Annotated in this window: 15 protein-coding genes, 1 tRNA gene and 1 pseudogene; 6 read left to right on the plus strand and 11 right to left on the minus strand. The window is 36.3% G+C overall.

Going from position 1 to position 24,819, the window contains the following annotated elements:
- Complete coding sequence (locus IW16_RS17785; RefSeq protein ID WP_051890416.1) at positions 1-2,217, minus strand: peptidase domain-containing ABC transporter; 2,217 nt, start codon at positions 2,215-2,217, stop codon at positions 1-3.
- Between the two features lie 334 nt (positions 2,218-2,551).
- Positions 2,552-2,899, minus strand: a complete 348-nt coding sequence (locus tag IW16_RS17790) for a DUF4377 domain-containing protein (RefSeq protein ID WP_034747440.1) — start codon at positions 2,897-2,899, stop codon at positions 2,552-2,554.
- A gap of 139 nt (positions 2,900-3,038) precedes the next feature.
- Here IW16_RS17790 and IW16_RS17795 point away from each other — a divergent pair.
- Both IW16_RS17795 and IW16_RS17800 read left to right on the plus strand, forming a co-directional pair.
- Positions 3,039-5,059 (plus strand): annotated as a pseudogene (locus IW16_RS17795) (hypothetical protein).
- A gap of 83 nt (positions 5,060-5,142) precedes the next feature.
- Entirely contained in the window at positions 5,143-5,601 is a 459-nt protein-coding gene (locus IW16_RS17800; protein ID WP_165571993.1) for a lipocalin-like domain-containing protein, read from the plus strand.
- A gap of 191 nt (positions 5,602-5,792) precedes the next feature.
- On the opposite strand, the gene IW16_RS17805 is transcribed toward IW16_RS17800, so the two are convergent.
- From IW16_RS17805 to IW16_RS17815, 3 genes are all read right to left on the minus strand, one after another.
- Positions 5,793-6,146: a DUF962 domain-containing protein gene (locus IW16_RS17805; protein ID WP_051890456.1), complete on the minus strand. Its 354-nt coding sequence runs from the start codon at positions 6,144-6,146 to the stop codon at positions 5,793-5,795.
- 143 nt (positions 6,147-6,289) lie between these two features.
- A complete protein-coding gene (locus tag IW16_RS17810; protein ID WP_034747443.1) occupies positions 6,290-7,966 on the minus strand; it encodes an APC family permease in 1,677 nt (558 codons plus the stop codon).
- A 114-nt stretch (positions 7,967-8,080) separates the two neighbouring features.
- Entirely contained in the window at positions 8,081-10,321 is a 2,241-nt protein-coding gene (locus IW16_RS17815; RefSeq protein ID WP_185116423.1) for a CocE/NonD family hydrolase, read from the minus strand.
- 237 nt (positions 10,322-10,558) lie between these two features.
- On the opposite strand from IW16_RS17815, the gene IW16_RS17820 reads away from it, so the two are divergent.
- From IW16_RS17820 to IW16_RS17835, 4 genes are all read left to right on the plus strand, one after another.
- On the plus strand, positions 10,559-13,522 hold the full coding sequence (locus IW16_RS17820) for a tetratricopeptide repeat protein (protein WP_034747448.1): 2,964 nt from the start codon (positions 10,559-10,561) through the stop codon (positions 13,520-13,522).
- A gap of 83 nt (positions 13,523-13,605) precedes the next feature.
- Positions 13,606-15,375 (plus strand): TonB-dependent receptor, encoded by a 1,770-nt coding sequence (locus tag IW16_RS17825; RefSeq protein ID WP_034747451.1) that lies wholly within the window; start codon positions 13,606-13,608, stop codon positions 15,373-15,375.
- A gap of 64 nt (positions 15,376-15,439) precedes the next feature.
- A tRNA-Arg gene (locus IW16_RS17830) sits at positions 15,440-15,513 on the plus strand.
- Positions 15,514-15,932: 419 nt separating this feature from the next.
- Positions 15,933-16,409, plus strand: coding sequence for a pentapeptide repeat-containing protein (locus tag IW16_RS17835; protein WP_034747454.1), 477 nt, complete (start codon positions 15,933-15,935; stop codon positions 16,407-16,409).
- Positions 16,410-16,735: 326 nt separating this feature from the next.
- On the opposite strand, the gene IW16_RS17840 is transcribed toward IW16_RS17835, so the two are convergent.
- The 6 genes from IW16_RS17840 to IW16_RS17860 all read right to left on the minus strand — a co-directional run bounded on the left by IW16_RS17840 (position 16,736) and on the right by IW16_RS17860 (position 24,789).
- Positions 16,736-17,209 (minus strand): hypothetical protein, encoded by a 474-nt coding sequence (locus IW16_RS17840; protein ID WP_034747458.1) that lies wholly within the window; start codon positions 17,207-17,209, stop codon positions 16,736-16,738.
- A 2-nt stretch (positions 17,210-17,211) separates the two neighbouring features.
- On the minus strand, positions 17,212-17,568 hold the full coding sequence (locus IW16_RS17845; RefSeq protein ID WP_131327930.1) for a hypothetical protein: 357 nt from the start codon (positions 17,566-17,568) through the stop codon (positions 17,212-17,214).
- 673 nt (positions 17,569-18,241) lie between these two features.
- Positions 18,242-18,379: a DUF1737 domain-containing protein gene (locus IW16_RS26180; protein ID WP_083536202.1), complete on the minus strand. Its 138-nt coding sequence runs from the start codon at positions 18,377-18,379 to the stop codon at positions 18,242-18,244.
- 590 nt (positions 18,380-18,969) lie between these two features.
- Positions 18,970-19,134, minus strand: a complete 165-nt coding sequence (locus IW16_RS26690; RefSeq protein WP_165571994.1) for a hypothetical protein — start codon at positions 19,132-19,134, stop codon at positions 18,970-18,972.
- Positions 19,135-19,528: 394 nt separating this feature from the next.
- Positions 19,529-21,730 (minus strand): peptidase domain-containing ABC transporter, encoded by a 2,202-nt coding sequence (locus IW16_RS17855; protein WP_034747466.1) that lies wholly within the window; start codon positions 21,728-21,730, stop codon positions 19,529-19,531.
- Complete coding sequence (locus IW16_RS17860; protein WP_165571995.1) at positions 21,727-24,789, minus strand: lantibiotic dehydratase; 3,063 nt, start codon at positions 24,787-24,789, stop codon at positions 21,727-21,729. Before IW16_RS17860 ends, IW16_RS17855 begins: the two co-directional genes overlap by 4 nt.
- Between the last annotated feature and the right edge of the window lie 30 nt (positions 24,790-24,819).

The raw sequence follows: 24,819 nt of genomic DNA on the forward strand, positions 1-24,819 counted from the left end.
TTATTTTCCGAGTTCAAGTTGATTTTTAACTAAATTATAGTAGGCTCCTTTAGAGTGTGTTAAAGTCTCATGCGTACCCCGTTCTACGATATATCCTTTGTCCAGAACGATGATATGATCAGCATGGACAACGGTGCTCAGTCTGTGTGCAACGATGACCACAGTTCTTCCCTGAAAAAAATTATTCAGGTTTTCAACGATCAGTTTTTCATTATTGGCGTCAAGAGAATTGGTCGCTTCATCCAGAAATATATAATCAGGCTGGCGGTAGATCAGACGGGCAATGAGCAGACGCTGTTTCTGCCCCTCGCTCAACCCGATTCCTTCACTTCCGATAAGGGTCTCATAAGAAAAGGGAAGACTTTCAATAAACTCATGCATATTGACCATCTGACAGGCGTTTTTTACCCGGAGCTTATCCTTTTCAGGACTTCCAAGCCAGATATTTCCGGCTATTGTATCTGTAAACAGGAATGAGTCCTGCATCACGGCCCCACATTGTTTCCGTAAACTTTTGGCATTAATCATTTTCAGATCCTGACCTCCAAAAATAATCACCCCCTGAGTGGTTTGGAAAAATTTGAGAAGTAATTTCAAAAGGGTTGTTTTTCCGCTTCCGCTCATTCCCACAATAGCTGTTACTTTTCCGGCAGGAATTTTTAAGGATACATTATGCAGAACATCAGGGGATAATCTTCCATACCGGAAGCTCACATCAAGCAGTTCAATAGAGCCGGAAGCCCCTTTAGGTAAAGTCAGGTTTGAATGGGCATCTTCCGTTTCTTCATATTCCACTTCAGAAATACGCTGTAAACTGAATTTTGCCGTCTGCATGGAGCGGATGAAGTCTGAAAGCTGATTGACTGTACCATTCAGGGAGCCATACATATAAGTAATGGCAAGCATTGCACCGAGTGTCAGACTTCCATTGATGACCAGAGAAGCGGTTAAAAAAGTGGTCAGTACACCTGTCGTTTCATTGATAAAAAGAGCAACTCCCTGTATCCGCTGATCCAGTTTCAGGTTTTCCATTTTTACCTTGTAGGTTTCTTCCTGCATGGTTTTCCATAAATGGTTTTTTTCTTTCTCAGCTCCGGTGAGCCTGATTTCTGTCATCGCTTCAAATGTCTCGATCTGATGACGCTGAGCGTTTGCAAGAAGGCTGAAAGTCCTCTGATCCAAACGTCTTCTTTTCTCCTCAAAAAGATTCGTCCACAGTACACTTACTGCACCGGCAACTGCAAATAGAATGAAAAGCTTCCAGTTATAATAGCATAATAATCCGCCATTGACAATAAGAATGATTATGGACAGACCTGCACTTACACAGTTTTTGGTGAGAAATTCCTCTATACGCTGGTTATCATAGATCCGCTGTAAATTATCTCCGCTGCTTCTGTAGTCAAAAAAAGAAAGTTTAAGCTGCATGAGTTTATCTACGAATTCATAAATGAGTTTTATACTGATATTCATACCCAGCTTAAAAAGAATCCGGCTGCGAAAGAAGTCGGTTAAAATTCTGCCTGTGAATAAAACAAGCTGTCCCGCACAAATCAGAGATAATATCCCGATATCCTTTTTGGAAACAGCCCGGTCTACAACAGCCTGCGTTAATAATGGAATAGCTAATGTCAAAAGGGTAGCAGCTAAAAGAGCTGTGATAACATAAGAAATGCTCTTGTGGTCATCTACCCGTTTTAATAATGAAAAAAGATTGACAGACGGCTCCGGCTGATTTTTTGTTTGGTCAAAAGTTTTGGTCTGTTCGAGAAAGATAGCAATACCTTGATTTCCGCTTCCGGGTATATTCCAATGCTCTTTAAAATCTTCAACTGTATAACGCATATTCTTTCCTAATGCAGGATTTCCTACATAGGCATGAGTTTGGGTAAGATGCCATAGCACCACAAAATGATTATGATCCCAATGGAGTATGCATGGTAATGGTGCTTTTTCAAGCAGTAGTTCCAGACTTAATTCTGCAGCCAGGGTTTTAAGACCCAGTTTTTCTGCCGCATGCGTTATGCCGGATACTGAAGTTCCCTGACTGCGTACATCACAGAGGTCACGAAGATGATTGAGTGACAGTTCCTTTCCGTAATAGGCTGTCATCATTTTAAGACAGGTCGGCCCGCAATCCATAGTGTCCAGCTGACGGAAAAAGGGATAATGTTTTTTTTTAAAGTAATGTTTAATTCTCCTTATTGTATTCTCCATGTTACCTTAATCTATAAATTGCAACATTGTTACTAATGCAATTGTGTTGCAATTTAAAAAAATAATTTAAGACAACCCCTATTTCTGAAATTAATTCTGAAGATTGTGAGTAATTGAGTTTTTAGCGTTCCTTAAAGGACCTGACGGTTAATAAGGGAGAAAGATGACGTGAGAAATTTGCGCAAAGCTCTCAATAGTGTGGTTTACGCGTGATAAAGTAGCAAAGAAGAACTACAGATCAGAAATCGAACAGCTCTGAATAGTCGGGTAGAATAGCGTATACTATTGATCTTAAAAATTAAAAACTCCCGGAGATGTCCGGGAGTTTTTGGTATTATTTCTTGGTTTTGGAAACCTCTTTAATCAATGTGTATTTGATGGAAGATCCGTCAGCTGGTGGATTAGCTATCTTTTCTGTTTTTACTTTCAATACATATTCATATCCCGGTTCATACGTAAATCCTTCAATGTTGGTATAGAAATTAGTCCAGCTTTCTGAAGCCTTTTCTTTTACCTGCAGACATTTCATCGGTGCTACTCCTGTACAGTCTGCGGTCTCAGGTCCTACGATGAATGTTTTTTCATCAGCTCCGGCAGTGTTAGCCGTAGTGGTACATTGTGTCATTGCGAATAGTGCTACTGCAGGAACAGCTCCCTTTAGAATTGTTGCTATAATTTTCATAAACTTTATTTTAAAGCTTAGTTCGCAATTACTGTGCCGAAGTTTTTGACGTAGTTTTTCTATTGTTTTTTAGTTTATAATTATTTAATTTGAGCGCCTCTTAAAATTTAACCAAAGGACAAAAACGCCAAAATATAATATGGATAATCCAATTCAAATTGAAAATTACAAAATTCAGAAACCTGAATTATGGGCAGGAAGTATCAATGATCAGGAACTGATTGAAAAAATAAAAGATTCAGAATTTGCCCGAAAGCAGATCGATGAAGGAAGAGACTACTGCTATTTTCTCGACAAAAAACATCATACAAATAATAAAGAAAACAGCGAATACGTATGTATGGCTTATACCCTGAATGAGCCGGGAACCCTTGAACGTGCGTCTGTTTCAGAAGTTATTGTAGAGGAAAATGAAATATACAGCATTCACCGGATCAGTGTTTTGAGAGACGGTGTTCTGATCGATAAGATTCCGGATACCAACATCAAAGTACTGGACAGCGAAAACCAAAGCAGCGGCGGTATACTGAGCAGTAATAAAAAGATCAATATTACCATTAAAGATCTGAGGCTTTATGATGTTCTTATCATGGAAGATTCAAGGTGTAAAGCCTTTACGGAACGTGATTTTCTGAGAAAAGAATTCTCCAAATATGTTTGGGTAAGTCCTGATAATTACTGGGCATACGGAAGCTTTAAGTTTACCTTCATTAATGAACGCGAACAGAATATTGTCTGTAAAAAACCTTTTTCAGAGATGAACAGGGGAACGTTCTGGAACCTGAAATCTTTTATCTGAAGAAAGGAGAACAATTCGTTATCGACGAAGAAAATTACATTAATCCGGTTGATGCAGGCAGAGAGATTTTTCCTTTTATAGATTTTGCTACAGAAAACAGCTGGAAAGAACTTTCCAATTACATTGTCCCGATCTATGATGATGTTTTTAATAAATTTTCTCTGAAAGATTTTGCACCCAACCTTGTCGAAAAGCTGGATGCGTTGAATAGCCAGGATGAAAAGCTTCAGTTTGCTATAGAATATGTACAGAATCATATTTACTATATTTTCAATGCGGATGAAATGAATGGGCACAAGCCACAGGAACCCTCTGTCACCTATGAAAATAAGCAGGGGGACTGCAAAGCCAAATGTGTTTTGCTTAAGGTGATTTTAGATTATATTGGAGTGGAAGCATCGGTAGTTCTTGTTAATTTCAATACAGATTATTATATCAAATACTATCTGCCGTCGCTGTTGAGTTTTAATCATGTCATTATAAAAATTCAGTATAAAGGACAGGAGTATTTTGTGGATACCACCATCCGTGATGAATTCGGGCTGATTGAAAACAGAGGATTCATTTACTTTATGCATTATCTGGAAGTGAAAGCTGATCAGGTGCTTCAGGAAAGAAAATCATATCAATTTCCATATTGGTGTATTGATGAAAAGGCTGAATTTAATGTACAGAATACAACAGGTACACTGAAACTGACCACAACCTATAAAGGGAACCGGGCCAATGCGATGAGAAGGTATTTTAAAAACACCAATAAACGGGAAATCGTAGACAGCTGGAACAGTTTCCTTTTTTATGTTCTTAATTATTCTAATGACCGGAACGGTACCGATGTCAGAAATATTTTTAAAGATGCATCCATCGATATTGTAAGTGATGATAAAAAATTAAATGAATTCAAGATCCATTATACTTCTACCGTAGAGAATCCTTATTATGTAGATCCTCAGAACAATCGTTTTCTGATGTATTTTGACAGAAATATCATCAAGGCCAGTGCAAGGGATTTTATGCATAAAGATCTTCCCTTCTGGCATAATTTCGACCGCGAAAAGTACGAGATCAGTTTGTTTACGGACCAAAAGATTGATACCGAAGAAAAATATACGATTCAGGAAAGTACCATAAGCAACCCGTATTTCGATTATAAAAGCCGTAAAAAGATTACTAAAAACGGAGCAACAGTTTCAATAGAGTACGATCCTTTAGTGAATCTGGAAATCCCACAGGATCAGTTTGAGGCATTTCGGGAAGATCACCATCAGGTGGCTGACAGCAACTTTGGTTTGGGGATTGATATTATAGAGCCCGGTTTAATGAATATGCTCAAGTTTAGCTTTAAAAAGAGGTTTAAGTAATTTTATATTTGATATTTCGGCGGCCGGAGGCCGCCGAAATATCAAATTATCCTAAGCCTGAAATTAATAAAATGATTGTATTAATGATGAAGAGACTATGCACAGGAATCATGTTAATGGCAACGACTTCCATTTTGAATGCCCAGAACTTAAAGAAGGAAGATGTCACAGGATTCTGGAAACTCAAAGAATCCGGATTTTATGAAAATCAGAAAAAAGTGATCAAAGATTTTGATGACTGCCGTCTGATGAGAAATTATGCCATCCGGGATGATGGTTTTGCCGTCTATAATTATACAGAAGGAAGCTCTGGTAATTGTATGCCTTCCGAACCAAGGCTTTCATTCTGGAGGATCGTGGAAGACAGGCTGCAGTTTTATGCAGGAGATCAGATTTTAGAAGAGGTAAGGGTTACATTCAACAAGGATAAAACGATTACATTATCCACCTACAAACCTGAACAGATTAAAGTGGATGGGGATCGCTTAGCCGAGAAAATAATCAATACCATTCATTACGATATCCTGGAGAAAAAGGATTAATTTATGGGCAATCTTCAAATTTGGAGATCTTTCGATTCACCTTTTTAACGCTAGCAAATTTTGCAGGTTTTTACGCATTCAGTATTAGGAATCATTAGATTTTCATAAAACTAATGTGTACTTCGAGTATTTATATAACTTAAAAAAATAACGTAAGTGTTCAATGACTTTTGCGGCAGAAATCACAGTAATTAAGCCCCTTCAGAGTCCTCAGTTTCCTTAGGTACAGGAGCAATTCCTCTGAATTTCTGTTTACCAATCAACAGTTCAAAAAACAGTCTGAAATCTGAAATCAGTGACCATAAAGGATATTTAAAAGTGGCAGGTTTATTTTTTTCAATGACGGCATGGCTGAACCAGGCAAAGCCATATCCGAAGATCGGAATATACCAAAGAAACCTTTCTTTTCCGGAACTGATTACATACCAGATTACCAGAAATACGAGAAGTGTTCCTATAAAATGAAAGATCCGGGTTCCTGTTTTACTGTGTTCGGTAAGATAAAACTGATAAAATTCTCCGTAAGTTTTTATTCGCTCTGACATGGCTGACATAGTTTATAGTTCCTATAGACACCTATGCAATAATTCTGCCGATTTAATCCAAAAGCAGAAGGTATAGAAGCAAAAAGGCAAATTTGCTGATTTGCAAACTTGCCTTTTTATTATACTTATTCGTATCAGTTTATTTATACGTTTTCTTTTCTAAGTTTACTGTTTCTGTAACCGTAGCAGAAATAGATGATCAGACCCAGGGCAAACCAGAGCCCGAACCAGAACCAGTTTTCATGACTCATTCCCGTCAGAAGGTATAGGCAAGAACTTAAACCGATAAGAGGGATCAGAGAGAAATTTTTGATAAAGGTGAACACACACAGCACTAGATTAATCAGAATGAAAACACATATAGAAGCTCTGAATTCACCTTCTTTAGGAGCGTTCCAGTCTGTTAGATTATTGAAAAACTCAGGCTGCCATACATAGAAACCAATTAATCCACCGATGAAAATAACCGGGAAAATAATTTTACCATTGATATAAGGAAGGTGGAATCTACCCTTGATTTTCTGTTTTGCAGGAAGCATTAAAACTCCGGCACAAACCAGTACAAAGGCGAAGATGGTTCCAATACTTGTAAAATCAAGAATGAATGTTTTATCCGTAAACAGAATCGGAACTCCTACTGCAATCCCTGTAACAATCGTGGCAAATGAAGGTGTTTTATATTTTGGATGTACGGTCTTGAATTTTTCAGGCATCAATCCGTCACGGCTCATGGCATACCAGATTCTTGGCTGTCCCATCTGGAATACCAGTAGTACGGTCGTAATAGCGACAATAGCTACAAAAGAAACTACCAGTTCCATCCAGGCCACATTCGCATTTGATTTTTCGAATATAAATGAAAGGGGATCTCCGATACCGTCAAACTTTCTGTAATCCACCATTCCTGTTAATACCAGCGTTAAAGCAATATAAATTACCGTACACAGTACAAGGGAAATGATCATTCCTTTCGGAAGCGTTTTCTGGGGATCTTTGGTCTCTTCAGAAAGGACACTTAAAGCATCAAAACCTATATAGGCAAAGAAAACTCCCGAAACCGCACTCATTACTCCTGCAAAACCATTAGGCATGAATGAAGCGACCTGCGTTTCCGGATTTACTGGCGTCCAGTTATCCGTATTGATGTAAGCAAAGCCTACCAGGATCACCAGAACAATAACGGCTAGTTTTAGAATAACTAAAGAATTATTGAAGTTTTTACTTTCTTTTACCCCTACATAGCACAGCCATGTGATAAGTCCGTTGATCACCAATGCAGGAAGGTCAACGATGAACTTTAAGCTGCCGATCAGCGGTGCCGTATTCCAGGCGCTTAACAGTTCTTTATTCTCAGAACCGTATTGAAAGGCTTTACGAGCTTCCGTATAACTGCAGGTAAGGTAATCGGGAATATGCATTCCCAGACGTTCTAAAAAGCTGGTGAAATAGTCTGACCAGGAAAAGGCTACATAAATATTCCCGAAAGAATATTCCATGATCAGGGCCCATCCGATCACCCATGCAATCAATTCACCGAAGCTGGCGTAAGCATAGGTATAGGCAGAACCGGCTGTAGGAATTCTGCTGGCAAATTCAGCATAACATAATGCAGTGAAACCACAGGCAAAACCACAAATTAAATACAGTAGAATAACTCCGGGGCCACCTCTAAAAACTGCTTCGCCTAAACTGCTGAAACTTCCTGCTCCAATAATGGCCGCTATACCAAAAAAAACGATATCCCAAACACCTAGAACCCTTAAAAGGCTGGTCGATGTATCTGTTTCTGAATAGTTTTTCCTTCTGAAAAGTTGATTCATTCAATATTTATATTTGAGTTTGAAAAAAAGCAAATGTAATCATTTTTTATTTTGGTGTTGGGTGTAATCATAATATTTCGTTAAAAAGGCTGAGGTTATAAGGGTTAAAAGCCTTTATTCTTGGTAAATAGGTATTTCTACATAGCTGTCATTGTACCACTTAATTTCCAGTGGCTCACCGGAATCCCTGATCGTTTCATCACTTACATCTTTTCCGGTTCCGTAATTGATCTGCCAGCTTGAATTTTTATTAACACCGACCAGCAGCACCAGTTTGCTTCCTTTTTCTATTTTTTTGCTGATGATTATTGAATTGTTTATTGGGATCTGTTCTGTTTTTCCTGGTTCAAGGAGCTGGCGGACTTCATTGTTTTTTGCATAGCTCGCTCTTACAAGGTGAGAGGATAATAAAAAGGACTTGCCATCCGGTTTTATCTGGTATAAATAAGCTTCCGTATCAAAATCTTTCTTGTTGATGGAGACATTGAAAAATCCGGACATATTTCCACTGATGATAAGATCTTTGTCTAAAACTTCACTTTCAAAATAAAGAGAAGTGGTAGTTTTGAGGCTGTCTATTTTGCTTACTGCGTGATACAGGTCTTTTTGATCCCGATTTTTAAAATCCACGGTTTGTCTGATGAAATTTTTCGCAGCAGGTTTATTAAATACGGATGAATGGTTCTTATGATCCTGAAGGTAAAACTTAACCGTTGAGGTATGCATTTTTTCAAGGCTTGAAACATGTTTCCATGTATTGGTATTCATCACCTGAAAGTTGACCCTGTCTTTTAACAGAGCAGGCTTCTTGCCGTTTTTCAGAATATAATCAAACCAGGAAAAAGCAAGATCGTCAATACTTATCCGGGCTGCGGGATCGATTGGGTTCCCGTTAACGTATGTAAATCCATAACTCTGTGCACCGCCATGATCATATGGGCCTATCACCAGATAATGATTTGCATTTTTGTTATACTGATGATGTTGTTTAAAATAATACATGGCTCCGATCTGATCATCATCATAATATCCGGTTGTCGTCAGGATAGGAATATTGATCCTGGCAAAATCCTCTTTGTAAGGAACCATTTTCTGCCAGTAGGTATCGTAGCCTGGATGATCCAGCCATCTCTGAAATATCTTACTTGGTTTACCACTGATGGTATCCAAAGCTCTGAACGATTTTCCACTTTTGTACCATGCCGTATTAATAGAATCCCACTTCGATGAATTGTTGAAGTCTGCTTCGTCAGTGAGCTTATTATTAGTCACATACTGAATCCATTGCAACATATAGTTCATGAAGATATTGTTTTGGGCAGGGTAGTCTATTCCGATTCCGACTGCCACCTGTGGAACAATAGTTTTTAACGCAGGATGTAATTTTTTTACCGCTGCCCACTGGCTGAATCCCAGATAACTTCCACCAATCATTCCGACTTTGCCATTGCTCCAGGGCTGTCTGCTGACCCAGTCAATCACCTCATAAATATCCTGAGATTCATGCTCGAAAGGATTGTTCTCATCATTGCTGTTTCTTTTGCCACGGGTATTCACAACGGCACCTACATAATTATATACCGCTGCTCTTTTCCCGAAAAGTGGATCAAATGAGCCGGCATAGATATTATTCGTGAGAATAACAGGAAGGGGAGACGTGTTTTCTTTTTTTCTGACGATGGTGATCGTTAAAGTATTCCCATTCTTTGTTTTCAGATCCTTGGTTTCAGTAATGAATTTTTCCGCGTCTTTTGATGCTGCCAATTGTATAATCTGAGGCTTAGTGGAGGAGAAGGTTTTGTAATTCAGATAACTTCTGCATAAAGCCAGAGCTGATGCGTAATCTATGCTGTCTTTATCCTTTTGCTTGTCGAGTGTTTTGTGCAGGGTTTTTCTGGCATCTATGACGTCTCCGTCTACTGCTATGCCTACTTTGGTCGCCAGTTGATCAGAAAGGCTTTCGTACTTTTTATTGAACGCTTTTTGAAGTGCATTGGAAAAAGAAATGTTTTCTTTCTCTTCGATTACTTTGGCCATACTGTAAAATTCATAAAGAATGAATTTATTCCCCGCCATATTATTGGCGGCATATTCGTTGCGGTAATCTGCTAGAGTGGCAATCGATTTTTTATAATCTTTAGCGACCATCTGTAAACGCAGAAGATGATCCAGATATGTAAGTCTCTTGTCTTTTTTAAGCTTCAGTAACGTCGGCTGGGACATTAGTTTGGTGGCAAGCAGAGCAATTTGTTTTTCCAGAACCAAAGAGTCATTTACTGCAGTTTTCGGAAAGTAAAGTTTCTGAGCCTGTAGCATATTGACACATATTAATGCTAAAAGTATTTTAATTTTCATGTAATGGTATGTTTTTAGCTGGTGTAGAAAGAGAATTCAGTCAAAATATTTTTTTGATGATTCCCAATTGATATTCACTCAGGTTTTTATGATACTAAAGTAATCATTTTTTATCATCAAATAGTGAAATGTATTCAATTGTTAATTTATGTTATTAAACCTTTAAAACTTGCTTAAACAATAAGTTTTTAATATTTTCGTTAACTTATAAGACTAATCTTTTTATTCAGAAAAAGAATGAATTCAAAAAAAATACTTCTCTCAGCTGCCGTGCTTTATTTCGGAATTTCCGGAGCGCAACAGTCACAGTACTTTACACAGAAAGAAAATTACAGGTTCAATCTCGCAGAAAATCTTTATCAGACCAAAATATACAATGCTTCTCAATTCGAATATGCAAGACAGTATTTCTATAATCAGAATCTGTCCAGATCGAGAAAAGAAGCAGCGCAGTTTTTTGATAATGTGATCGGAGTAATCCTTCAGAAAAATCATGCAGAAGAGGGGCTTACGGCCTTCATGAAAGAATATCCGAATTCTGCCTATTTTGCTCAGGCAAATCTTCCGCTGGCTGATTATTATTTAGCCAAAAAAGATTTCGACAAAGCATTAGAGACTCTGAAAAAAGTGAATCAGTATCAGCTTTCAAAAGAAGAAAATACACAGTACATTCTGAAACTGGGTTATGCTAAATTCATGACCGGGGATACAAAAGGAGCTACTGATGCTTTAGAAGAAGCCTATAAAACGGCCGATGAATCCCAAAAAGGAGACATTGCCTATATGCTGGGACACTTGTATTATTCAAGCGGTCAGAATGATAAGGCTTTCCAGTATTTTGATTCTGTAAAAGATCAGCCTAAATTCTCTAAACTGGTGCGTCCTTATTATGTACAGATGTACTATAATGATAAGAATTATGACAAGGCAATTTCAGAAGGAACAGCTTTACTGAACGAGAGTATTTCGGATGCTTATAAAGCAGAGGTTCATAAAATCATCGGGGAAAGTTACTTCATGAAAAATGATTATACCTCGGCTTATCCTCACCTGAAAGATTATTTGAGCGTGCAGCAGAACCCGTCTGAGAATGACCTTTATGAAATGGGATTTGTAGCGGCTCAGCTTAAAAAGTATGATGAAGCGGTTTCTTATTACAACCAGCTTGTCAACAGTAATTCAGCATTGGCACAGAACGCCTACTATCAGTTAGGAAATGCCTATCTGGCGGTAGATAAAAAACAGGAAGCGCTTTCTGCCTTCCGTTCTTCTTATCAGATGAATTACGATGCTAAGGTTAAAAAACTGGCACACGAACAGTACGCAAAACTAAGTTACGATATCGGAAACCCGTTTGAAAGTCCTTCTGCGGTGATCCAAAGTTATATCAACGATAATCAGAATGACGCGAATGCTCCGGAAATGAGATCACTTCTTGTGAAATCATACCTGTATTCCGGGAACTATAAGGAAACCCTTAACGCCATCGACAGACTTCAGAACTCTACACCTGAGATCAATAAAGTAGATCAGGAGGTTTCTTATTTATTAGGAACAGAAGAGTTCAACAAAGGAAACTATGATGAAGCGGAAAGGTATTTTCTGAGAAGTTTAGGATTCAATATCAATAAAGAGTTTTACAACAGAGCATTATACTGGCTGGGGCAGGTTTATTACCAGAAAGGAAATTATCCGTCTGCTATTGCCCGTTACGAAAAGCTGCTAAATGAAACTTTCCCGGAGAAACAACAGCTGCCTTATGATTTGGGCTATGCTTATTTTAAAGCTAAAAAATTCGATCAGGCACAGACTTATTTCAAGCAGTATCTGACCAATCCGAAACCTGAATTTAAAAATGATGCAGAGCTTCGTCTGGCGGATATTCATTATGCCAACAATGATCTGAACGAGGCTATTGCGATTTACGATAAGAATGAAGATGCCACAGACTATACTTTATATCAAAAAGCAATGGCTTTAGGATTTAAAGGAGATACTCAGGCGAAAATTACCAATCTGAAAAACCTTTTATCCAAATATCAGGATTCTGAGTATTATGATGATGCCCAGTATGAAATAGGAACAGCATATTCTGCACAGGATGATTTTGCAAATTCCAATGATTATTTTGCAAAGGTGATCAAAACGTCCTCGGATAAAGATCTTATTGCCAACGCATCTATTTACAGAGCGCAGAATTATATTGATCAGAATCAAAGTGATAAAGCTCTTTCTGAACTTAAATCATTGGGCGAGCAATATAAAAATACAGCGTATGCTGAGAAGATCGTTCAGGCGGCAAAACCTATTTTCACAAAGAACGGAGATGTTTCAGGATATGAAAGTTTTGCCAAAAATATCGGAGTGAATGTAGCTGCTTCTGAAATTGATGAGATCAATCTTTCTACAGGAAAGCAGTATTTCACGAAGAAGGATTACAAAAATGCTATCTCTTACTACGAAAAATACTTAACGCAGAATCCTACCGGAGAAGGCCTTTATCAGGCTAAATACGAGCTGGGAGAAAGCTATTATCAAACCAATAATGCTACGAAAGCACTTCTTGTTCTTCAGGAAGTAGCCTCTGTTCAGAATGATTATCAGGATGATGCTCAGACCCGTCTGGCACAGATCTTTGTAGCTCAGGGAAATACAGCAGAAGCTAAAAAATACCTTGAGAACATCAAAAACTCTTCAGATATCAGCATTAGAAACTATGCTAATGTAGAGTTGATGAAGGTATATGCAGGAGAGAAAAACTTCTCTCAGGCTGAAAAGCTTGCAGATGCAGTGATTGGCAATACCAAAAACTCGGCAGCAGTTATTGAAACAGCGAAAGTGATCAAAGCGAGAAGCCTGATGAATTCAGGGAAAGATAAAGATGCCCAGTCAGCGTATACTTCTCTTGAAAAATCTTCCAATACCTCAGTGGCCGCCGAAGCTATTTATGCAAAAGCTTATTATCAGAATAAAGGTAAGGCATTCAAGTCTTCCAACGAGACCATCTTTAAACTGGCGAATAACTATGCCTCTGAAGACTATTGGGGAGCAAAAGCTTTGGTTCTGATGGCTAAAAACTATGTAGGACTGAAAGATAATTATCAGGCAAGTTATACCTGTGACCAGATCATCGAGAATTATAAAGATTTCCCGGAGATCGTAGCAGAAGCGAAAGAGGTTAAAAAGCAGATTAAAAAGTAAAATGTATAAAGTATAATGTACAAAGTCCAATCCGGTATGTACATGATGCATCGGATATTATACGTTAATACAAATATTGAACAATGAACAGAAAAATTCAAATATTATCCATATTATTTTTAGGGGTTTCGCAGTTTGCGTTTTCCCAGATCAAGGAGGAGAAACTGATTCTTAATAAGAAGCGGGAACCGGAGGTGAAGAAGATCGAGAAGAAGAAAACCTCTGTGGAAACGATTAAGAATTATCCGCCGGAAGAAAAATCGCAGAACCCTGTGAAATATAATATCACAGATGTACCTGCGGTTTCAGATTTCAAAACGTCTACTATTCAGGGACAGGATGTCACTCCGAAATTTGAGGGAACGGCTCAGAATAATTATCTGCAGTTTGGAATGGGGAACTTCGGGAAGATCCTGGGAGATGCCAATATTTCCAAAACCCTTGACAACAAACTTGAAGTAGGGGCGGATTTCCATTTTCTTTCTACTTTAGGTCTGAAAAAAGAATATGCCTGGGATTCCAAGCAGAGTTCTACAGCAATAGGAGCATACTTAAATTCATACGGTGACAAAGGAAAATTCAACCTGAATGCAGAGTATGGATTGGACAATAACAGATATTACGGAATTTATGCCATGGAACCTGCTGCAGATGTTGATTTGAAGCAGAGGGTAAGCCAGTTCAAGGTAAATGGATACTATGATTTTTATTCCAATGAGATCTTAAATGATGTAAGGGTAAAATCTTCTTTCCTTAAAGATCATTTTGATGCACAGGAAAATCAGGTTTCCATTTTGGCAAACCTTTCCAAGCATGCGGTGGAGATTGGAAAGTCTGGAATTGTTTTAAATGCTGACTTAGGCGTAGGAATAGAGGCTGTGAAAACAGATTTTGAGATGGTAAACAAAAACTCATCTAATTTCTTTAATACGAGCCTTACTCCGAAAGTAACCTTCAGAAAAGGAGAATCCTACTTAATGATAGGTTCCGGTTTTTCTTTCCTTAATGCCAGGAACTCAAATGATGTATTGGGCGGAGAGGTGAAAAACAACAAAACCTACTGGTTTCCGCAGGCTGAGTTTCAGGTTGCTGCTGCTAAAGAATTTAAATTCTACGGTGGGGTAGACGGAGGTCTGAAGCTTAATACTTACGGAGATCTTTTACAGGCTAACCCATTCATCGTTTCAGACCAGTTTTTAAAGCCAACAGAGACTCAATATCATTTTTATATAGGTTTACGTGGAGACATCGACGAAACGTTCAAATATGACTTCTCTGCAGGTTACGGAAAAATGAAGGATATTATGTTCTTCAAAGGAAACAGTCTTTTCGACAATGTATTTACACTGAACCGTTCTGCTTACAATTTTGCCAATACATTCTCTGCTGTATATGATGATGGAAATGTAAGTGATATCAAAGGTAGCGTGCAGTATTTTCCTCTTGAAAATCTAGTTTTAGATGGTGAAGTAAGGTTTACGAAGTACGATTTGAAGAATTATGAGGATATTTATAACGTTCCTTTAGTAAATGCGAGCATCGGAGCAAAATATACCATGCTTGATAAAAAACTGCTCTTAGGATTCAAAGGAATCTTTGCAAGTGACAGAACGACAAACTCTTTCGCTCTGGAAGGTGTTGCAAATCCGGGAATGGTTTACCAGTCTACGGAGGACAAAAATGACAAAATTGGGGGGTATGCTGATTTAAATCTTTCCGTAGAGTACAAATTTCACAAAAATTTCAGTATTTTCGCACTCGGAAACAATCTTCTGAACTCAAACTACCAAACGTATAAGGGCTACAAAGTCTTAGGCGCACAGGTTGTAGGAGGAGTGAAAATTACTTTCTAATAAAATTAATGAGTAATTGGTGATCGGATGTTTCCACAATTGGTTACCAATTACTTATACAAAAGGCTGCGTAGTTCAACTGGATAGAATATCAGATTTCGGCTCTGAGGGTTGGGGGTTCGAATCCCTTCGCGGTCACAAATTGCCCCTATTTTAGGGGCTTTTTTCGTTTATACCCCCGAATCAATAGATAATACACAATTATATCAAAGGGTTTTTATTTCAAAGATTTTTTCAAAAGTTTTTATCTTTCTCAAAGCATAATTGATGAGTTGTCAATTACAAATTCCACATTCCTGAAGGATATATTTCATAAGTTTTGCTGTTGTAGGCTGCATGAATATTTTTTAAAGGACTTTTTAATCCTATTTTTGTTTTTAGAATATTAGACTTATAATAATAAACCATACGTAAGAATTCGTGCGGTAAAGGCGCTCGTACATGGATCAATCATTCAGTGGTTATGAATGAATTTGATTATATTATGGAAATGGTTTAATTTAAACGTAGAAGAATGATCAGTAATAATAGAAATAAATGTGAAATTTTAATAAAAAGTGGAAAATGTATTTAATTTATACAGTGCTATAAAAGAGCAAAATGATTACAAGACCGATGATCTGCCTAGTTTTAATGAAATAGAAATTAGAGATTTGATTGTTTGTGATAGTAATTTGGATGACCTTATATCTGTAAATTCTATATATAGTCATATTGAATTCAATAAAATATCATTTTATTCTACATATTTTGTTCAAACTTCATTTCATCAATGTACCTTCAAAAATGTTGATTTTACAAAATCTAATTTAAATAATACATCATTTACATTTTGCTCCTTTATCACTTGTTCTTTTGCAGGTGCGGAAATAATGGGAGCAGAAATCACAGCATGCAATTTTAAGAATTGTATTTTTACGAATATTATTTTTAGTGATAATATTATTAACGATACTCAATTTGAAATCACAGAAAGATCTTTTTCAGTAATCAATGATAATATTGAAAAAAATGTGATTTGGTCTTTTGACTAAAATACAAAAATGGAAAATTAAATAAGGTTATCCGTTTTTTGTATGTAACAAAGCTGTTTAAAATTTTATTTTTTTGAAGAACAAAATAGAGAAAGCTCAATAATATAGATGTAAGTTTTACATTCGTGAGTTGCATGGCGTTTTAAAGAACTTTTAGCCATACTTTGGAAAAACGAAAAAATAAGCCTGATTTCTTAGAGGAAAAGAAAAAGTATATACAGTAAAAATCCCCGATATTATTCGGGGATTTGCTTTATAGTCACAAATTTTTATTCCAATTTAGGCCATAATGGATTCTTATTTTAATAAAAATTTGAGTTTTTTTCTTATTGGTAAATATATTGTGTCATGAACCCCATGTCTACAAATGTTAGACTTTGTGAACCTGGCATTGTTATTTTCCATCCGTTAGGTGTTGGAACCTGAGTGAAATTGGTACAACTTGTTCCTGCCATCCCCGCAAAATTACTTACTGTAGTATAAAATCTCATGCCTCTAAAGACTACATCCGGTGTAGTACTGCATACCGGCGTTGGAGATGCACCACATACATAGGCATGTGAAAGTTGGTTAGCAGGAACTGGAACACCAGTATACATATTGGTAAGAACATTTGAACTTGACAGTTTCAAAGGAAGTATGTCTCCATCATAACAACCCATTCCGTTAGCTGGACTTGAATAATAAACAAATAAACCTTCTACGTCGTAACTTCCAAAATTATAATAAAAGGTTGGGATTGCCATTGCAAAATTAGCTGCGCCAAACACAAGTGCAAGTGATAAAAAGATCTTTTTCATAATTATTTTTTTAAGTTAAATGCTGTAAGAATAATAGTTTTGTAATCGTCGCCAAATTTATTAATATCATCTTCCGTATATCCATTTTCCATAAGAAGCTGTTTGCACTTTGGCAGTAATTTCATGGCCATATCTTTTTGCACTTCCTCCTTAGTTAAGCTGGAAACAGAGGAATGATAATCCTGTGTTGTAAAATGTTTGAGAAGATTATCGATTTCTTGCTGAGTTTTGCTTACAGACTTCTTCGCTGCTACCGCTTGGTTCTGGTCTTGAACTTCCTTTTCCTGATGAGGATCGTTTGAGCAACTAGTAAAAACTAGCGTAGTCGCACAAATTAATGTGAAAAGTAATTTTTTCATAAAAATATATAATTTGATGTTAATAACGTGAAGATAATGCATATATTCGAAATATAAACATTGTATATTAACTTTATTTTTAATATTGTACAAAAATAATATCTTGTCAGCATTGGTTGTTTTAAAATTATTTGACTATCAAATGAAAGGCAAGCGATGGAGGATATTATCAAAGACCAATGGCAGGAAAACGACCTGGAATACAAAACTGAGAATTTTGTCTACTGGGGGAAATCAGATCTTGCACAATCCGGCCTTACCTCATAATAGTAGTTTTGGGAAATATTTGCAGGTTTTACAGGCTTTCCGAGCAAGCAGTCAAAAGGAGGTCTTCGGTCGTATGATTGTATTACAACAATCAGATTGATTAAGTAATAGTATGGAATTCTTGATAAGGGTGTAAGGTATACTCCGCAATCGTCAAGAGATTTAGAGGTAAATTGAAAGTATTTTTCAAAACGGATGATTATGATCACAGTCAAAATGGATTCGATCTACCAGATTTTTGCTGTAATAGAATGAAATACAGATATAAAAGCCTTAGAGATTGGAAAGAAGGTGTATTAGATCAAACACTAAAAATGCAGTCATATTTTCAAAATCCTATGATCAGAAACCTTTTTGAAGGTGAAAATAAAACAATCCCTACTTAGGTGGGATTGTTGTTATAAGATTACTTCGATAGGGCTTGGTAGAATCCATCACCGGTAACAAGTATCCCACCTTGGGGCTTCCAACCCTTAAGAATGTATTCATTAACTTCTTTTTCTAAATACTCTAGAATTGGATTTGAAATTACTTTGTAGTACATATTGATGTTTTTTTTTCAATATACAAATAATCCAAATACAGAAATTACGTTTTTCCATAGAATTATGACTGCAATCATAATCCATCTTGAAAACTCGTTTTATATTTAAGGACTTGAATACTTTCATATTTCTTAAAAATTACACTTTGCCTCTCGGACTACGGGAGGCTTTTTAATAAATAGCAATTCTGGAAATATTAATTCCCTTGCTGCTGCGATTGTATCGCATGGTTTTTATTTCCCAAGACTTCCTCAAGAAGTTTTTATTAAAACCATAATTGATGAATCATCATTGTAAATTCCAAAATCTTACAGGATTATATTTTATAAATTTTGTTGTTGTAGATTGGCTGGATGCTGTATGTAGAATGTTTGATTTATAATGTTAAACCACACGAAAGGATTCGTGCGGTAGTGGGTGACACTGAAGTAAACAGTATGCAGCTTGAATATACTATTACAGCTCAGGGGTCAATGTTTGACCTATTGAGCTGTAAGTTTTTCAATGCAGATAGTATCTGGTTTTCCAGTTTTTCTCTGTCTATGGTTTAAAGGTACTCTTTGAAGATGTAAATTAAATCAATTTCAATTTATGACTCTTCATTTTTTGGCTTAAAGTTTCTTCCGGCACCTTGTCTTAGGAATGTGATTTTTCCTTGTGTCTGCTTAGCTTTTTCAAGAACTTCCAAAGCTTTTGTTCGTTCGTTCATTTTACCTGCGTGTGTTATACCACCTTGATTTTCACTTTTTTTCATATATCAAGATAGTGAAAATAATTGACAAAAGCAAATATTAATCAATCTCTGTTTTTTGGGTACTGATATTTTGTGGGTTGCTGTAATGGTTTTGTTTTTGTTAAATCATCTGAATTTTAGTTATCATTACAACTGCTCGCAGGGAGCTTTAAGAAGAGTAAACAGCTTCTCAGATGTCTGTAGGCTTGCCGGAAGAGGGTAGAGGCGGTTGGTGAACGGGCTGGAGGTACTTATATAAGGGGGTAAAGAAAAGTTCATCTGAATAGAAATTCCATTGATGCAAAGGGGCATAGAATCACACGCTACAATCGAATGTGGTAGCGAGGTATAAATTTAAGAAAAACGGAATGGTTACAAAGTGGGTTAGCTTGCAGACGAGTATCTTTACAGTCTGCTACCCTCCAAGTTCCAGTTGGTTTTTCACTAATTTAAAATAGGTTGCTTTATTTTGAACCAATTGCTGATGACTGCCCTGTTCTACGACTTCACCATTCTTTAATACGATAATTTGATCTGCATTTTTTACAGTAGAAAGACGATGGGCTATGATGACAACCGTTTTCTCTTTAAAGAAATCCTGTAAATTGTCATGTATCGTTCTTTCGTTTTCAGAATCCAATGCACTGGTTGCCTCATCAAAAAAGATATAATGAGGGTTTTTATATACCGCTCTTGCAATTAGGATTCTTTGCCTTTGTCCTCCTGAAATACCGTTGCCCGCTGCGCCAATTTTGGTATTTAAATTGAGAGGAAGCTTTTCTACGAAAGATGTAATATTAGAAATAAATAATGATTTTTCAAGCTTCTCATAATTGATGTTTTCATCACCGGTTGCAATATTTCTTTCAATGGTATCAGAGAATATAAACCCATCCTGCATGACAACACCACAGTTTTTTCTCAGATCTTCAGGAGAAATATCATTAATATTCAAATGATTAAATTCTATATCACCCTCTACTGGTTCATAAAATTTCAGCAGCATTTTCATGAGGGTAGTTTTGCCACTGCCACTTGCCCCTACAATAGCAGTGACTTTGCCCTCCGGGATAAAGATATTAATATCCTTAAGCACAAAAGGTGATTTGGGGCCTTCATATTGGAATGAAACATTCTTCAGATAAATTCCTTTTTCAATTCCGTTCTGGGTTGTGTATTTTTCACTGAGTAATGGAACATGATTTTCCTGTTCTTCTTCAGGATGGGTTTGTACTTCATTTAATCGGGTTAAACTCAATTTTGCATCCTGTAGTGATCTGAAAAAAGTGATCAGCTGGCTTACCGGAGTATTCATCTGCCCAATGATGTAAGAGACACTCAGAAGAGCACCCAGGGTCATATTGCCATGTACCACAAATGATGAGGCAAGGAATGTAACCATGATATTTTTTATCTGATTAATGAATTCAAAACCGGAAAGCTGAATCTGATCCAGTTTTAAAATACGGATATTGATTTTAAAAAGTTTCTGTTGGATTTTATTCCACTCGTTTCGTTTAAACTCTTCAAACTGGTTGAGCTTCATTTCTGAAACACCATTGATCATTTCGTAAATTGATTCCTGATTTTCGCTTCTTCGCTGAAATTTAAAATAGTCCAACATTTTGCGTTTTTTCATCCAATACAAAGACCAGATCACAGAAAACACAGTCAATGTCATGTAAACCAACAAAATTCTATAATCGTAATGCCACAGTACCCCAAAGAAAACAGAAAAAGTAATGATTGAAAATAATGTTATTAAACTTTGTGAAGTGAGAAAACTTTCAACCCTTTCATGATCCTGAATCCTTTGATTAAAATCTCCCATTAACTTCGTATCAAAGAACCGGATAGGAAGTTTCAGTAGTTTTTTGAGGAAATCTGAAATAATTTGTATGTTAATCTTTGTACCTACGACCAGCATGATCCAGTTCCGGAAAATTCCGAAAATAATATTGCCTAAAAAAAATGTCAGTTGGGCCAATAAGATATAAGTAATAATAGACAGATCTTTTTTGGTGACACCGTCATCAATTAATTTCTGAGTCAGGAAGGGAAAAATGAGAGTGGTAAGTGTTCCCAGCAGCAGCAGCAGGAACATCCATGATATCTGTTTCTTAAAAGGTTTAAGATAATTAAACAGGTAGGCGGCCGAAAGTTTTTCTTCTTTGGGCGGAGTCTGTTGGTAAAACTCTTCTGTAGGTTCTAAGAATAAAGCAACTCCTTCCTCTCCGATCGAGATCCATGACTGCTTAAACTTTTCCTCCGATAAAGAAATATAGCCATGCCCGGGATCGGCAATTTTGTATGTTCTTTTGCCGTTAAATATATTTTTTGAAACTTTATAAAGGACTACAAAATGATTCTGATTCCAGTGAAGGATAAGAGGTAAAAAATTTTGATCAATATTTTCCGGCTTTAATGTACCTGCCATCGTTTTGAACCCAATTTTATGGGCAGCATCACTTATTCCGAGCAAGGAGACTCCTTCCCGGGTAATATAGCTCATATTTCTCAGGTACTGTACACTATATTCTTTTCCGTAATGGGCTGCAACCATAGCAAGGCATGCGGGCCCACAGTCCATCTGATCATGTTGTGGTAAGAAAATCATACTTTTAAATTTAATTTTCCATTCATAGCTCTGTAATGTTTTTCAAGAACTCCATAAATTAAGAGTTCATTTTTTCGGGGCTCCAGTTTTGCAAATCTATTGATTGTCATATGTATAAAACTGGTTATTATATCTGTTCTTCCAATAAACTTTTTGATGTCGGGGGCAAACCTGCTTATGTTATTTTCTATGATGCCATCGTATTCATTTCTATGATGAAGAAACTCTGAAAGGTGTTCAAAATCCTGACGGTAAATGGAATCAATATCTTTTCTGGTCTTTTTATTGGCCTGAAATTCTGTCTGAAACGCATTGTATAAGTTGCCGAATAAATTAATCCTTGTATCGAGCGATAGCTGTAAGAAATTAAGATAATGATCAATATATTTGATTAAAATGAAATATTTCACTCTTTCATCTCCGGTAGGGTCTGCTTTAATTCTCTTTAAAAGCTCTATAATAATCTCACTGTCCATTGTAAAGAAACTTTCAGCATTGATCATTAAATGATAGCCATACCTTTCGATTTCTCTTTCATAGGTTGAAATATCTATTTTTGAGATGTAATGGGTATCTGAATAGTATTTCAGCTTCTGATTAACAATGGACAGTATGTCTGAAAGTTTGGTTTTATTATTGTCATACTGAAATCGAAGCCTGATATGAAAATTAGGGTCGTAATACCTGATAAAAAACCATTTTTCTATCAAATTTTTCTTTTTTAAAGTTTCAATAAGAGAAGGTATTTCCGTTGCCAGCAGCTTATTGGCGGTTTCAATACCTAAATATATTTTAAAGAATACCCATTCGTTTGTAGGTATAAATTTCCTCTTTAATGATTTTTTAGGAGATACAACTTCCAGACTGTTATTGCTTTTTTCGTTGATTATCGGAAAAATGTATTCATTATCATGTATTCCTTTATGGTTAAGGTTATAAAGAACTTCAATGAGTATCAAGCTTTCTTTTTCATTGATAGCATCACGTACTATCTCCAGTAATATTTTATTCTCGGTGTCTATTAATAACTGATTATCACCGGAGTCTTTTAGATAAACATATCTTGGAATATTATAGTAGCTTTTTATCTTATTAAAATAAGAAAGGAGATCTTCATCATTTTTCTGAGGAAACAGATACTTTAGTTCAGAGGTGGTTATTCTCCAGGTAGCAGGGGAAAGGATAAGGTTTTTCCAGCTGATTCTGGGGAAATGATTATTGTATGAAAATATAAGCTGATCAAAATTTATGTGAAGATATTCGGTAATGTTTTGACACTGCAGATCGCACAGAAAATGATAGATCGGCATAGAGTTGATATGAAAATTATGAGCATGAGAATTGTACAGTTTGATCATGGATTTATGCTTCTGGCTCCATAATACTATTTTTCCATATCTCACTCCTGCGTAAATATCGTCTAAGTCTATATGAGATACCGTACTGTTCTTGGAAATATAACCTAAAGTATATTCTCTTTTTATATTTCTGACCAAAAGATTACTGCTTCTGTTGTCTGGAATATAGTCGAATTCTGCTGAAATAGCATTCACATTATTTTGGCTCTCGGATTTACTGATTTCGGAAGCTAAAGCCGCGGCTTCAGGGTCGAAACAGGTAAACCTCCCGATCAGATTTAAAGCGCTCACTCCTCCAATGCCTTTGATTAATATCTTATTATCATCTACCACAGATACCATGGCGTGCAAGCTGTCCGGTAAATTAATATTATTCTCTGTTTTTTCTGTGTGAATTAAATTACGGAATTCATCATTACTGAGATCAATTTCAGAGAGTTTGCTATACTTTGCCTTAGCGAGAATATTGTTCCATATTCTTTTTATTTTTAAGCTGTGTTCTATTTGTTGATCTTCAGAGCCTTCTGCATTTACCTGTATTTTCTTTACCAGATCGGATTGGATGGCGTTATTGGAATTGTTTGAGTATCCTATTCCAATTTCATTATCCAAAGCAATATTTAAAGGCATCAGATTCTCCCCATATCTTTCGGTGAACTTTTCTTTAAATTCATCCAATGTTTTATGAGTCTGCTGTTTTAAAGTAGTTAGTGCAGATAATATTTCTATTGCTTCTCTTATGTTTTTTTGTGTTTTTTCGGGTATGACAGGTACTATATCTGTATGTTTTAAATTACAGTTGATCACAAATTTCTTATTGTATGTAATTTCTAACTCGTCCAGTACATGGAAGATTTCTTCATAGTATTGTATGTTGTTGCCGATTTCTTTTTTTTCCAATGCAGCCAGGCTGTCATTGATTTTCTTTATTTTTTTGTGCAGTATATTGATTTCCGGATCATAGAGCAGGGGCTCTTTTTTTTCAAATAAATTAATGATCTGCTGTAAAGGTGGTGTTTCATGGTTTAGGTAGAGCTGAAATTCTCCAATGAGCAGTTGAGCTTCAATCAAAGACGAAAGATATTCTTCAGCCTGTTCTATTTCTATAGAATCAACACTATCAAGAAGTAATGATACCAGGTCGGCAAATGATTTCGGGCTTTTAGTTTCACTGATAATTAAATCAAGGACCTCATTTCTTTCAAAAGAATTTAAAATATAATCTCTGGAGTCTTCCTTAGAATGGGTTACTTCAACATATCTGTATTCTTTTCCTATATTGTACAGGGTGTTATTAATCACATAATCCTGCTGTTTGATGATATTCGGATTGTTATTTATTTTTCTGAGTATTTTAAATACAATGTTGAGATCTACGCTATAGAAAGGAATAAAGTTTCCACCACTATGGGTTGTGGATACTTCTTTTTCCAAATCAATGATTGAGTAGCTTGAAAACAGTCCGAAAGGGGTAGCCCGTGAGCATATTCTGATATAATATTTTAAAATAGAAATAGCCAATTTTCTGTATTCTTTACTTTTATCTGTAACCGCATTCGAAAGATCGGCTTCAATTGCAGATTTCCATCTGTAAAATAATTCAGGAGAAGCTAAAAATAAGGCGTCTTTAAAGATGGTATCATTATAAAGATAATCCATGAATGTATTGAGCTCATCTTCATGACGAGGTATCTTCAACAAGTCGTTTAAAGTGTATAATGAGTTTCTGCA

This window comes from Chryseobacterium vrystaatense (assembly GCF_000737765.1).
Taxonomy (GTDB): domain Bacteria; phylum Bacteroidota; class Bacteroidia; order Flavobacteriales; family Weeksellaceae; genus Chryseobacterium; species Chryseobacterium vrystaatense.

Excerpts from the sequence above, each read along its gene's own strand:
- IW16_RS17785 (WP_051890416.1), bottom strand. The coding sequence starts at position 2,217 with ATGGAGAATACAATAAGGAGAATTAAACATTACTTTAAAAAAAAACAT.
- IW16_RS17790 (WP_034747440.1), bottom strand. The coding sequence starts at position 2,899 with ATGAAAATTATAGCAACAATTCTAAAGGGAGCTGTTCCTGCAGTAGCA.
- IW16_RS17800 (WP_165571993.1), top strand. The coding sequence starts at position 5,143 with ATGATGAAGAGACTATGCACAGGAATCATGTTAATGGCAACGACTTCC.
- IW16_RS17805 (WP_051890456.1), bottom strand. The coding sequence starts at position 6,146 with ATGTCAGAGCGAATAAAAACTTACGGAGAATTTTATCAGTTTTATCTT.
- IW16_RS17810 (WP_034747443.1), bottom strand. The coding sequence starts at position 7,966 with ATGAATCAACTTTTCAGAAGGAAAAACTATTCAGAAACAGATACATCG.
- IW16_RS17815 (WP_185116423.1), bottom strand. The coding sequence starts at position 10,321 with ATGAAAATTAAAATACTTTTAGCATTAATATGTGTCAATATGCTACAG.
- IW16_RS17820 (WP_034747448.1), top strand. The coding sequence starts at position 10,559 with ATGAATTCAAAAAAAATACTTCTCTCAGCTGCCGTGCTTTATTTCGGA.
- IW16_RS17825 (WP_034747451.1), top strand. The coding sequence starts at position 13,606 with ATGAACAGAAAAATTCAAATATTATCCATATTATTTTTAGGGGTTTCG.
- IW16_RS17840 (WP_034747458.1), bottom strand. The coding sequence starts at position 17,209 with ATGAAAAAGATCTTTTTATCACTTGCACTTGTGTTTGGCGCAGCTAAT.
- IW16_RS17845 (WP_131327930.1), bottom strand. The coding sequence starts at position 17,568 with ATGAAAAAATTACTTTTCACATTAATTTGTGCGACTACGCTAGTTTTT.
- IW16_RS26180 (WP_083536202.1), bottom strand. The coding sequence starts at position 18,379 with ATGTACTACAAAGTAATTTCAAATCCAATTCTAGAGTATTTAGAAAAA.
- IW16_RS26690 (WP_165571994.1), bottom strand. The coding sequence starts at position 19,134 with ATGAAAAAAAGTGAAAATCAAGGTGGTATAACACACGCAGGTAAAATG.
- IW16_RS17855 (WP_034747466.1), bottom strand. The coding sequence starts at position 21,730 with ATGATTTTCTTACCACAACATGATCAGATGGACTGTGGGCCCGCATGC.